9 protein-coding genes and 1 tRNA gene are annotated in these 12,343 nt (G+C 56.5%); all 10 read right to left on the bottom strand.

What is annotated here, in order from left to right; genetic code table 11:
- Positions 1–5: 5 nt before the first annotated feature.
- Positions 6–4,232, bottom strand: a complete 4,227-nt coding sequence (gene rpoC, locus FKM97_RS24650; RefSeq protein ID WP_144295119.1) for a DNA-directed RNA polymerase subunit beta' — start codon at positions 4,230–4,232, stop codon at positions 6–8.
- Between the two features lie 124 nt (positions 4,233–4,356).
- The gene (rpoB, locus tag FKM97_RS24645) at positions 4,357–8,442 is read right to left on the bottom strand and encodes a DNA-directed RNA polymerase subunit beta (RefSeq protein WP_144295175.1); all 4,086 of its coding nucleotides are present in this window, start codon (positions 8,440–8,442) and stop codon (positions 4,357–4,359) included.
- A gap of 150 nt (positions 8,443–8,592) precedes the next feature.
- Positions 8,593–8,967, bottom strand: coding sequence for a 50S ribosomal protein L7/L12 (gene rplL, locus FKM97_RS24640; RefSeq protein WP_144295118.1), 375 nt, complete (start codon positions 8,965–8,967; stop codon positions 8,593–8,595).
- 52 nt (positions 8,968–9,019) lie between these two features.
- Positions 9,020–9,538, bottom strand: a complete 519-nt coding sequence (gene rplJ, locus FKM97_RS24635) for a 50S ribosomal protein L10 (RefSeq protein ID WP_144295117.1) — start codon at positions 9,536–9,538, stop codon at positions 9,020–9,022.
- A 422-nt stretch (positions 9,539–9,960) separates the two neighbouring features.
- The gene (gene rplA / locus FKM97_RS24630; protein WP_144295116.1) at positions 9,961–10,662 is read right to left on the bottom strand and encodes a 50S ribosomal protein L1; all 702 of its coding nucleotides are present in this window, start codon (positions 10,660–10,662) and stop codon (positions 9,961–9,963) included.
- 4 nt (positions 10,663–10,666) lie between these two features.
- Positions 10,667–11,095: a 50S ribosomal protein L11 gene (gene rplK / locus FKM97_RS24625; protein WP_144295115.1), complete on the bottom strand. Its 429-nt coding sequence runs from the start codon at positions 11,093–11,095 to the stop codon at positions 10,667–10,669.
- Between the two features lie 111 nt (positions 11,096–11,206).
- Positions 11,207–11,737 carry a transcription termination/antitermination protein NusG gene (gene nusG, locus FKM97_RS24620; RefSeq protein WP_144295114.1) on the bottom strand — a complete coding sequence of 177 codons (531 nt, stop codon included), beginning with the start codon at positions 11,735–11,737 and terminating at the stop codon, positions 11,207–11,209.
- A gap of 18 nt (positions 11,738–11,755) precedes the next feature.
- Positions 11,756–11,953 (bottom strand): preprotein translocase subunit SecE, encoded by a 198-nt coding sequence (secE, locus tag FKM97_RS24615; protein WP_144295113.1) that lies wholly within the window; start codon positions 11,951–11,953, stop codon positions 11,756–11,758.
- A 104-nt stretch (positions 11,954–12,057) separates the two neighbouring features.
- Positions 12,058–12,133: transfer RNA gene (locus tag FKM97_RS24610), tRNA-Trp, on the bottom strand.
- Between the two features lie 121 nt (positions 12,134–12,254).
- Positions 12,255–12,343, bottom strand: an 89-nt coding sequence (locus FKM97_RS24605) for an EF-Tu C-terminal domain-related protein (RefSeq protein ID WP_144295174.1), incomplete at its 5' end; no start/stop codon positions are given.

The raw sequence follows: 12,343 nt of genomic DNA, 5'->3' as shown, positions 1-12,343 counted from the left end.
AATGGTTAGACAGGTTGCTCCTGGGGAGACGAAGCAAAAGCCTCTGCCGCAGGCGTCGAGGAAGAAGACAGTGCTGGGGTCTCTCCCCCCCCCTTCCGACGCTCGTCCAGAATGAGCTGATCGCGCTTATCGGCGACTTGCTTATAGCGAGACAACATCCGTCCCGTCCCAGCCGGTATCAACCGACCCACGATAACATTCTCCTTGAGCCCCTCCAGCGTATCGACCTTGCCGTTCACGGCTGCGTCGGTCAGTACGCGTGTAGTCTCCTGGAAGGAAGCAGCCGAGATAAAGGATCGGGTCTGCAACGAGGCTTTGGTAATCCCGAGCAGCACTGGTTTGCCGGATGCCGGCTTCTTGCCATCGGCAATCAGACGATCGTTTTCCTCGTCGAGTTCAATCCTGTCGACCTGCTCACCGGGAAGCAACAAACTGTCACCACCGTTCTCGATCTCAACTTTCTGCAGCATCTGGCGAACAATGACCTCGATGTGCTTGTCATTGATCATAACGCCCTGCAACCGGTACACCTCCTGGATTTCGTTGATCAAGAAGCTCGCGAGCTCCTCGATCCCCTTGATCGCCAAGATGTCGTGGGGAGCTGGGTTCCCGTCCATCAAGTACTCGCCCTTTTCGATGTGATCGCCCTCCTGGACAGGCAGATGCTTGCCTTTGGGGATCAAGTATTCGATGGGCTCAAGGGTTGAATCGTCAGGTTCGATCCGGATGCGACGTTTGTTCTTGTAGTCGCGTCCGAACTGAACAGTTCCGGAGATCTCGGCAATGATCGCATGATCCTTTGGCCGCCGTGCCTCGAAGAGCTCGGCCACCCTCGGCAAACCGCCGGTGATATCACGAGTCTTGGCACTTTCCGTGGAAATGCGGGCCAGAACATCGCCAGCCTTGACGGTCGCTCCCGGATCAACCGACAGGACCGCGTCGACAGACAGCAGATAACGCGCTTCGCCACCGCGGGCGAGCTTATGCACCTTGCCATCTTTGTCCTTGACCACCATCGCGGGCCGCAAGTCCGCACCGCGAGGCGATGACCGCCAATCCATAACCACGCGGCTGGTGATGCCCGTCGCCTCATCGGCGACCTCCTTCACCGATATGCCATCAACCACGTCCTCGAAATCGACGGTTCCGTCGACCTCGGTCAGGATCGGACGAGTATAGGGATCCCACTCGGCCATACGTACGCCACGCTTTACCTTGTCGCCGTCGTCGACATGCAGACGCGTTCCATAGATCACCTTGTGGGTCGCACGTTCGTTTCCGTTGTCGTCCAGAACGGCAATCGACGTGTTACGACCCATGACTACGAGACGGCCCTGACTGTCGCGGCCCACGTTGCGGTTCTTCAGCTTAATCGTACCGTCATGAGCTGATTCCAGGAACGACTCGTCCAGAACCTGTGCGGTTCCGCCGATATGGAAGGTCCGCATAGTAAGCTGGGTGCCCGGCTCACCAATGGATTGCGCCGCGATTACACCCACTGCTTCGCCCATGTTAACCGGCGTGCCACGGGCGAGATCGCGCCCATAGCATTTCGCACAGACGCCGAAACGCGTATGGCAGGTCAGCACAGAACGAATGCGGATGGTCTGAATGCCGGCCTTCTCGATCGGCTCCAGATGCTCTTCCATGATCTCCTGATTTTTGGGAACAATGACCGTGCCCGTCGCGGGATCAACCACATCCTCAAAAGCCGTCCGGCCCAAGACCCGGGTACCGATAGAGACAACAACTTCACCCGCATCAATTAGCGGGCTCGTTGTTATGCTCTCATCCGTTCCGCAATCCTCTTCAGTGATGATCGAGTCCTGCGCCACATCGACAAGACGACGTGTCAAGTAACCGGAATTGGCCGTCTTGAGGGCCGTATCCGCCAGGCCCTTACGAGCACCGTGCGTCGAGTTGAAGTATTCAAGAACCGAGAGACCTTCCTTGAAGTTGGAGATGATCGGCGTCTCGATGATCTCTCCCGACGGCTTGGCCATAAGCCCGCGCATGCCTGACAACTGTTTCATCTGCGCCGGAGAGCCCCGCGCCCCAGAATGGGCCATCATGTAGATGGAATTGATCGGCTTCTCGCGGTTCGAACCGGGCTCAAATTCAACGGCCGAGATCTTGGCCATCATTTCATCGGCGACTTTGTCTGTGCATTTTGCCCAGGCATCAACCACCTTGTTGTACTTCTCACCCTGCGTAATCAGCCCATCGACATATTGCTGCTCATATTCCTTAACCAGCTGCCGCGTCTCCTCAACGAGCTTTTCCTTGGCCTCAGGGATGACCATGTCGTCCTTGCCGAAGGAAATTCCAGCTTTGAAGGCATTGACGAAGCCGAGGCCCATAATCTGGTCGCAGAAAATGACAGATTCCTTCTGGCCACAATGGCGGTAGACCGCGTCAATCATTCGGCTGATCTCACGCTTGGTGAGGAGCTTGTTACAAAGATCGTAGGAAATACCGATACGCTTAGGCAGAAGCTGGCCGATCTTCATCCGGCCCGGGGTGGTCTCATAGATCTTCGTGAACTCCTTGCCTTCCAGATCGACGCCTGTGTAGCGACACTTGATCTTCGAGTGAAGGGTCACAACCTTGGCTTCGAGGGCGTGATCGATCTCCGACATCCCCCCAAAGATCATCCCCTCGCCCGGCTCGTTCTGTCGCATTAGGGACAGATAATAAAGGCCAAGCACAATATCCTGCGATGGCACGATGATCGGTTGCCCATTCGCCGGATGCAGAACATTGTTCGTGGACATCATCAGCACTCGAGCCTCGAGCTGAGCCTCCAGCGACAGCGGGATATGCACCGCCATCTGATCGCCGTCGAAGTCGGCATTGAAAGCCGCGCAAACAAGCGGGTGCAACTGGATCGCCTTGCCTTCGATAAGTACAGGCTCAAACGCCTGAATGCCCAAGCGGTGGAGAGTTGGCGCCCGGTTCAAGAGGATCGGATGTTCGCGGATGACCTCGTCCAGGATATCCCAGACTTCGGGCTTCTCCTTCTCGACAAGCTTCTTAGCCTGCTTGACGGTCGCCGCCAGGCCCTTTGCATCGAGACGGGAATAGATGAACGGCTTGAACAGTTCGAGCGCCATCTTTTTGGGCAAGCCACACTGATGCAGCTTGAGCTCAGGCCCAACCACGATCACGGAGCGCCCAGAATAGTCGACGCGTTTGCCCAGCAGGTTCTGGCGGAACCGGCCCTGTTTACCCTTGAGCATGTCGGAAAGGGATTTCAGGGGCCGCTTGTTCGCACCGGTCAGCACCCGGCCGCGTCGACCGTTATCGAACAACGCGTCGACCGCTTCTTGAAGCATGCGCTTCTCGTTGCGGATGATGATGTCAGGTGCTTTGAGTTCGATAAGCCGTTTCAACCGGTTATTGCGATTGATGACACGACGATAGAGATCATTCAGATCCGATGTCGCGAACCGGCCGCCATCCAGAGGCACCAGAGGACGCAACTCCGGCGGGATCACGGGGACTACCGTCAGGATCATCCATTCCGGCTTGTTGCCGGACTCCATGAAGGCCTCGACCAGCTTCAGTCGCTTGGCAAGCTTCTTCGGCTTAAGCTCGGAAGTCGACTCGGCGATCTCCTGACGCAGACTGTCTGAGAGCTTATCAAGATCGATTTCGCGGAGGAGCTCTCGAATGGCTTCAGCGCCAATAGACGCGGTGAAGCTGTCCTCACCATACTCATCCTGATAGGCAATGAACTCGTCTTCGGTCAGCAACTGCCGGGGCTTCAGCGGAGTCAAACCTGGCTCGAGCACGATATAGTTCTCGAAGTACAAGACCCGCTCGATCTCTTTCAGCGTCATGTCGAGCAAAAGCGAGATGCGGCTCGGCAAAGACTTTAGAAACCAGATATGGGCGACGGGAGCCGCAAGTTCGATATGGCCCATCCGCTCACGCCGGACACGGCTCAAAGTGACTTCGACACCGCATTTCTCGCAGATAACGCCCTTATACTTCATGCGCTTGTACTTGCCGCACAAACACTCGTAGTCTTTGATCGGGCCAAAAATGCGGGCGCAGAACAGACCGTCGCGCTCCGGCTTGAAAGTCCGGTAGTTGATCGTTTCTGGCTTCTTGATCTCGCCATAGGACCAGGACAGGATCTTCTCGGGAGACGCCACCGAGATTTTGATCGAGTCGAAAGTCTGAGGGGGACTTCCGGTATTGAAAAGGTTCATGACCTCTTGATTCATCGGTCCAGGCTCCTTCGCGCGAGCGGCGCGCATGCAAATGAAAATCTGAAGTCCACAGATGTGGACTTGGTCGCTCCGGGAGTGCGAATTGCAATCTTCCCGGAGCCCATGGTGAGCAGAGTCCCTACTCCTCGGAGTTTGTAAGTTCGACGTTGAGACCCAGCGAGCGCATCTCCTTGACCAGAACGTTGAAGCTCTCCGGAATACCGGCCTCAAAGTTATCGTCACCACGGACGATCGCCTCATAGACCTTTGTGCGGCCCGCAACATCGTCCGACTTCACGGTGAGCATCTCTTGAAGCGTATAGGCGGCACCGTAAGCTTCGAGTGCCCACACCTCCATTTCGCCAAAGCGCTGCCCACCGAACTGGGCCTTGCCACCCAGAGGCTGTTGGGTGACTAGGCTGTAAGGTCCGATCGATCGAGCATGAATCTTGTCGTCGACCAAGTGATGGAGCTTCAAAATATAAATGTACCCCACCGTCACGCGACGATCGAAGGCCTCTCCGGTTCGGCCATCGTAGAGGGTCACCTGCCCCGACGTATCAACTCCCGCTTCGGACAGCATACGAACGATGTCTTCCTCCTTCGCACCATCGAAGACTGGGGTTGCCATTGGCACACCGCCGCGCATGCTGTCGGCAAAGTCTACAAGCTCATGCTCGCTCAACGCGTCGATGCCATCTGACTTGCCATAGATTGCGGTCAATTTGTGCTGCAGAGGTTTTACGTCGTGACTCTCCCGATAGATGTCAACAAGCTCAGCAATCTGTTTGCCGAGTCCAGCGCAAGCCCAGCCCAGATGCGTCTCGAGGATCTGACCGACATTCATCCGGCTCGGCACGCCCAACGGATTGAGCACCATGTCCACATGTGTCCCGTCCTCGGAAAAGGGCATGTCTTCGACTGGAACAATGCGAGAAATCACGCCCTTGTTCCCGTGACGGCCAGCCATTTTGTCGCCAGGTTGTATTTTACGCTTCACTGCGACAAAGACCTTCACCATCTTCATCACACCGGGCGGCAACTCGTCGCCCCGCTGCAACTTCTCTACTTTATCCAAGAAGCGCTGTTCGAGACGCTTCTTGGACTCTTCATACTGCTGTCGCATGGCTTCGAGCTCGCCGAGTGACTTTTCGTCAGCCAGCGCTATTTCCCACCATTTCGAGCGGGGCATCTCGTCGAGCTTGCCACTCTCAATTTTTCCCTCGAGCTTGAAACCGCGAGGGCCACCCGCGGCGTCCTTGCCGAGCAGGAAGTCGGTGAGACGGCCGTAAGTATTCCGATCAAGGATAGCCATTTCGTCATCGCGATCCTTCGCGAGACGCTCGATTTCCTCGCGCTCGATCGCCAGAGCGCGTTCGTCCTTGTCGATGCCATGGCGGTTGAAAACCCGGACCTCAACAATCGTACCCTGAACTCCTGGTGGCACACGTAAAGACGTGTCCCGGACGTCCGAAGCCTTCTCGCCGAAGATTGCCCGAAGCAACTTCTCTTCGGGCGTCATCGGGCTCTCACCCTTTGGCGTGATCTTACCCACCAGGATATCGCCAGGACGGACCTCAGCTCCGATGTAGACGATGCCTGCCTCATCAAGGTTCTTGAGAGCTTCCTCGCCGACATTGGGTATATCGCGCGTGATTTCCTCAGGACCCAGCTTTGTGTCGCGGGCCATCACCTCGAACTCTTCGATATGGATGGAGGTGAAGATGTCGTCTCGAACCATCCGCTCAGAGATCAGGATCGAATCTTCGAAGTTGTAGCCGTTCCAGGGCATAAAGGCGACGAGCACATTTCGACCCAGAGCCAAGTCCCCAAGATCGGTGGACGGCCCATCGGCTATAATATCTCCTGCCTTTACACGATCTCCCACCCGCACCAGCGGACGCTGATTGATGCAGGTGTTTTGGTTGGATCGCTGGAATTTCGACAAGTTGAAAATATCGACGCCCGAACGCGAGGCGTCGGTCTCCTCTGTGGCGCGGATCACGATACGGCGCGAGTCAACTTGGTCCACGATCCCGCTGCGGCGGGCAGAAATCGCCGCACCTGAATCGCGCGCCACGACTTCTTCCATGCCAGTGCCCACCAAAGGCGCATCCGTCTTTATCAACGGAACCGCCTGACGCTGCATGTTGGAGCCCATAAGGGCCCGATTAGCGTCGTCGTTTTCGAGGAATGGAATTAAGGCGGCGGCAACGGACACGAGCTGCTTTGGCGATACGTCGACATAATCCACACGGTCGGGCGTCACCATCGTGACATCACCCGACGCCCGGGCGGTTATGAGCTCTTCCGTCAACAAACCATCGCTCGACAGCTCAACATTGGCCTGACCGATATGGTATTTCCCCTCCTCGATGGCGGAAAGATAGACCACTTCGTCGGTCACATGACTATCAACGACCTTCCGATAGGGGGCTTCAATGAAGCCATACTTGTTCACTCGTGCGAACGTCGCCAGCGAGTTGATCAGACCGATATTGGGGCCTTCCGGCGTTTCGATCGGACAGATACGCCCATAGTGAGTTGGATGCACGTCGCGAACTTCGAAGCCCGCACGCTCACGCGTAAGTCCGCCCGGTCCCAAAGCGGAAAGCCTACGCTTGTGCGTCACCTCTGACAGAGGATTTGTCTGGTCCATGAACTGAGACAGCTGTGACGACCCGAAAAATTCCCGAACCGCTGCTGCGACGGGCTTGGCATTAATCAGGTCGTGCGGCATCACCGTATCGATATCGACCGAACTCATGCGTTCACGGATGGCACGCTCCATCCGCACCAGACCCACACGAAACTGATTCTCCATCAGCTCACCGACCGAACGGACACGTCGATTGCCAAGGTGATCGATATCATCGATTTCACCCTTACCATCACGCAGATCCGTTAACATTTTAACGACTGCGAGGATGTCATCCTTCGTCAATGTCCGCAGCGTGTCAGGGCTGTTCAGGTCAAGGCGCATGTTCAGCTTCACGCGCCCTACGGCCGAAAGATCATACCGCTCAGAATCTGAGAACAGGCCGTGGAACAACGCCTGCGCGGTTTCACGCGTCGGCGGCTCGCCTGGGCGCATCACCCGGTAGATCTCCAGCAGAGCTTGCTCGTAGGATTCGACCTTATCCGCCTTTAAGGTATTGCGAATATAGGCACCCGTGGTGATGTGGTCGATATCCAGGATGCGCAATGCATCATATCCCACCTCGGCCAGCTTCTTCAGCATTGCCTCAGAGATCTCATCTCCTGCCTCGGCGTAGATCTCACCAGTCTCAGGATTGACAAGCTCGTCAGCTACATAGTTCCCGTACAGATCCTCATCGCGAACGAGCAGCTCAGTGAGGCCTTCTTCCGCCAGCTTCCTTGCAAGCCTGGGCGTCACCTTGCGCCCAGCTTCCACCGCAACCTCGCCCGTCGCCGCATTGATCAGATCCCGCTCGGGCTTTGCACCCCGATAACGAGCCGGATCGAACGGCGTCCGCCAGCCGTCATTTGCCCGTGTGTAGGTCACCGTATTGTAGAAATAGTGCAGGATCTCTTCGCCATCGAGACCAAGAGCATAGAAGAGCGTCGTCACCGGGAGCTTGCGGCGCCTGTCGATGCGGACGAAGACAACGTCCTTCGCGTCGAACTCGAAGTCGAGCCACGATCCACGATAGGGGATGATGCGACCCGCAAACAGCAGCTTGCCGCTGGAATGCGTCTTGCCACGATCATGATCAAAAAAGACGCCAGGTGACCGGTGCATCTGTGAAACGATAACACGTTCGGTACCGTTGACCACGAAGGTACCGTTATCGGTCATGAGCGGCATGTCGCCCATGTAGACATCCTGTTCCTTGATGTCTTTGACGGATTTAGCGCCCGTCTCGTCATCCAGCTCAAATACGATCAGACGCAAGGTAACCTTCAGCGGTGCCGCAAAGGTCATTCCTCGCTGCTGGCACTCCTCAACGTCATATTTCGGCAGCTCGAATTCGTAACGGACGAATTCGAGCATCGCCTGGCCTGAGAAATCGCTGATCGGGAAAACCGACTTGAAAACAGTCTGCAGCCCGTTATCCTCACGACCACCCTTTGGTTCTTCAACCTGTAGGAACTGGCGGTAAGACTCTTTCTGAACCTCGATGAGGTTCGGCATCTCCGCGACTTCGTGCATACGACCGAAAAACTTGCGGACCCGCCTGCGACCGGCAAAAGTCTGAGTCATCTTTGCTCCTTCGTGAGAAGCGTCTGTCAACGCTTTAAACGGCTTTCCAGGCAGCCTACAACGGCGGCTGCCTGGAAAACCGTTATCCAACCCATTTCTGACCATCCGCCGGGATGAGGCGAAGCCTCAGCCCCGACGGACAGCTCGACACTATTTAAGCTCGACAGTGGCGCCAGCCTCTTCCAGCTTCTTCTTAAGGTCTTCGCCCTCGGCCTTCGTAACGCCTTCCTTGACGTTCTTAGGCGCGCCTTCGACCAGGTCCTTAGCCTCCTTCAGACCGAGCGCGGTGATTTCGCGAACCACCTTAATCACGTTGATCTTCTTTTCGCCAGCTGCGGTAAGAACAACGTTGAACTCAGTCTGCTCTTCAACAGGAGCGGCAGCGGCACCACCACCGGCAGCAGCAACCGCCACCGGAGCAGCGGCAGAAACGCCCCACTTCTCCTCGAGCATCTTCGACAGCTCGGCAGCTTCAAGAACCGTCAGGCTCGAGAGCTCCTCAACAATCTTCGACAGATCAGTCATTGGTTTCTCTTTCTCTCAATCAGTTCGAACCGGATCACATGCATGGAGGCCGTCAAGCGGCCTCACTCTTGGTGGCATAAGCGTTGAGAACCCGTGCCAGCTGAGCAGCCGGCGCTTGGACCACGCCCGCAATGCGGGTGGCGGGGGTCTGAATCATGCCAACCAGCCTGCCTCTCAACTCGTCGAGAGACGGCAGTTCAGCCAGCGCCTTCACACCATCGGGATCGAGAACCCTCGCTCCCATGGCGCCGCCAAGAATAACGAGTTTTTCGTTTGTCTTGGCATAGGCGATCAACGCTTTCGGCGCCGAAATCGGATCAGGCGAATAAGCCACGGCTGTCGGACCCTTAAAAAGATCCTTTATGCCTTCCGAGTCGGTACCATCAAGAGCAAGCTTCACCAGACGATTCTTGGCGACCTTCAAGGACCCCCCCACCGCAGCCATCTGGCGACGCAGAGTATTCATCTGCGGCACCGTCAAGCCTTGATAGCCAACCACGACAACGACGCCGGTGGTCAGGAACACCTGGTTGAGCGTTGTGATGAGCTCTTGCTTTTCAGCTCTCTCCACTTGCTCTCTCCTCGCGTGCGCTTTTGCCCTGAGATTCAGGGCGTTGCGCTTCCACACTAGCCATCGGCACTAAGGCCACCATGCACGAAGGCAGGTGCCATCTCCAATGGCGCTCACTGCCTGTCCGCAGCCAGATGCTCCGAGGAGCAAAGGACGCGATCTCGAGGTTCGAACCAACTGATGCTAAGGATAACCTCTATTTGGGAGACTATCCGCCATCAATCAACCCACTCCCCGTCTCATGCCGGCTGGACTATTAAGCAAACATTCGCATGCTTGCGCCGGCAGTCTCGGACAGGTCTTCTAGACCGGTTTGGCTGGGTGGATCGCCTTCGATACCCTCTGGCCAAACCAAACGCATAAGCAGACCGGCTGCTTTTGCCGGTCTGCTTATGCGAATCTCGTAATGCGATGACGACCTTTTACGCCGGGTTGCTCACGCTCGCAAGGTCTACCTTCAACCCAGGCCCCATTGTTGAGCTCAAGGACACCTTTTTAAGGTAAGTGCCTTTGGCGCCGGCGGGCTTCGCCTTCACCACGGCATCGACGAAGGCACGGATATTACCGGCTAAAGCATCCTCGGTGAAGCTCGCCTTTCCCACACCGCCGTGAATGATCCCGGCCTTCTCGACCTTGAATTCTACAGCACCACCCTTTGCAGCCTTCACGGCACCCGCCACGTCAGGCGTAACGGTGCCGACCTTCGGGTTCGGCATCATGCCACGCGGGCCGAGGACTTTGCCCAGGCGCCCCACTAAGGGCATCATATCAGGGGTTGCAATACAACGGTCGAAGTCGATGTTTCCTGCCTGCACGCTTTCAACCAAATCTTCAGCGCCAACGACGTCCGCCCCCGCAGCCTTGGCCTGTTCAGCTTTGTCGCCGCGAGCGAACACTGCCACTCGCACGGTGCGGCCAGAACCATTCGGGAGTTGGCAGACGCCACGGACCATCTGGTCCGCATGACGTGGATCGACACCGAGATTGAGTGAAATCTCGATCGTCTCGTCGAACTTCGCCTTCGCCCGTTCCTTCAACATCTTGAGGGCTTCGTCCAAGACATAAGCCTTTTCAGGATTAATGCCCTCGTTGACCTTCGCGATGCGCTTTGCAATCTTGGCCATATGATTACTCCGTCACCGAGAGGCCCATCGACCGGGCAGAACCGGCGATGATTTTCGAAGCTTGGTCAATGTCGCGTGCATTTAGATCTTTGAGCTTCGCCTTGGCGATGTCACGGACCTGATCCATGGTCACCGAGCCGACACTTGCTTTGCCAGGCTCCTTTGATCCCTTGGAAATCTTTGCGGCTTGGCGCAGCAGATAGCTGGCCGGCGGCGTCTTGATCTCAAAGGTGAAGGACTTGTCCTGAAACACGGTTATGACGGTCGGGCATGGCGCCCCCTTATCCAGCTCCTGCGTGGCGGCATTAAATGCCTTGCAGAACTCCATGATATTCAAACCACGCTGACCAAGAGCCGGTCCAATCGGTGGCGAGGGCGTCGCTGATGCTGCAGGTACCTGCAGCTTGATATAACCAGTAATCTTTTTTGCCATTCTATCCTCGTTGCCGGCCCATGCCGGCTCTGGTTTGAGGGTGGTGGTGCGGCTTTAATGGACATTTGCAGGCTGACAAATGTACCGGCCTCCCACCGCTATTCGGACAGGTCAGACCTTCTCCACCTGCCCAAATTCCAGCTCGACCGGCGTCGGTCGGCCGAAAATCGATACGGCTACCTTGAGCCGGGAGCGCTCCTCGTCAACTTCCTCGACAAGGCCATTGAATGAGGCAAAAGGACCATCGGCCACCTTGACCTGCTCGCCGATTTCGAAAGTGATCGACGGCCGTGGACGCTCCACACCCTCCTTTACCTGATAAAGGATGCGTTCGGCCTCGGCATTGGAGATCGGGATCGGCTTGTTGTCTGAACCCAGGAACCCCGTCACCTTCGGCGTATTCTTAATCAGATGGTAGCCCTGATCAGTCATTTCCATCCGAACCAGGACGTAGCCCGGGAAAAAACGTCGTTCACTCGTTACCTTTCGACCGCGCCGGACCTCGACGACCTCCTCGGTCGGCACCATGATCTCGTCGATCAGATGAGCCAGTCCTTGCTGTGCCGCCTGCTCCTTCAGCGACTCAGCCACTTTCTTCTCGAAATTCGAGTAAGTGTGAACGATGTACCAGCGCTTCGCCATTGTCTCTCGTTCCGCCGCTTACGCTCTGATGCCCAAAATGTAGCTCACGGCAAAGCTTAAAGCTTCGTCCACAATCAGGAAGAAAATAGAAGCGAAGACCACCATAATCATCACCATAACGGTCGTAATCATGGTCTCTTTCCGTGACGGCCAGGTCACCTTTGCCATTTCGGCGCGAACCTGCTGCACGAATTGGAATGGGTTCGTCTTCGCCATGCGCTTCTGCCTGTTCCGGACCTTAACCAGACTTCACCGCCTGGCTTTGAATTACCGTAACCCAGGACGGCGACCATCGCCTCTTATATCCCGGTCTTGCCTTTTGGCAGGGGCGGAGGGTCTCGAACCCCCGACCTGCGGTTTTGGAGACCGCCGCTCTACCAACTGAGCTACACCCCTAAAACTTTCCGCCGGCTTCGATACAATCGAAAACCGGCAGCGGCGCCTCCTTAGCACCGGACGCGCCGCCTTACCAGTCCCTATGCGTGTCCAATGTTATACACGCACCATCGAAGCGATCCTACTCGACGATGGTGGCGACGACACCGGCGCCGACGGTTCGGCCGCCTTCACGGATGGCGAAGCGCAGCTTCTCTTCCATGGCGATGG

The organism is Rhodoligotrophos appendicifer (genome assembly GCF_007474605.1).
Classification (GTDB): Bacteria; Pseudomonadota; Alphaproteobacteria; order Rhizobiales; family Im1; genus Rhodoligotrophos; species Rhodoligotrophos appendicifer.
This window is presented reverse-complemented; position numbering and strand designations above follow the sequence as displayed.

Coding starts and splice junctions, on each gene's coding strand:
- rpoC (WP_144295119.1), bottom strand. CDS start 4,232: ATGAATCAAGAGGTCATGAACCTTTTCAATACCGGAAGTCCCCCTCAG.
- rpoB (WP_144295175.1), bottom strand. CDS start 8,442: ATGACTCAGACTTTTGCCGGTCGCAGGCGGGTCCGCAAGTTTTTCGGT.
- rplL (WP_144295118.1), bottom strand. CDS start 8,967: ATGACTGATCTGTCGAAGATTGTTGAGGAGCTCTCGAGCCTGACGGTT.
- rplA (WP_144295116.1), bottom strand. CDS start 10,662: ATGGCCAAGATTGCAAAGCGCATCGCGAAGGTCAACGAGGGCATTAAT.
- rplK (WP_144295115.1), bottom strand. CDS start 11,095: ATGGCAAAAAAGATTACTGGTTATATCAAGCTGCAGGTACCTGCAGCA.
- nusG (WP_144295114.1), bottom strand. CDS start 11,737: ATGGCGAAGCGCTGGTACATCGTTCACACTTACTCGAATTTCGAGAAG.
- secE (WP_144295113.1), bottom strand. CDS start 11,953: ATGGCGAAGACGAACCCATTCCAATTCGTGCAGCAGGTTCGCGCCGAA.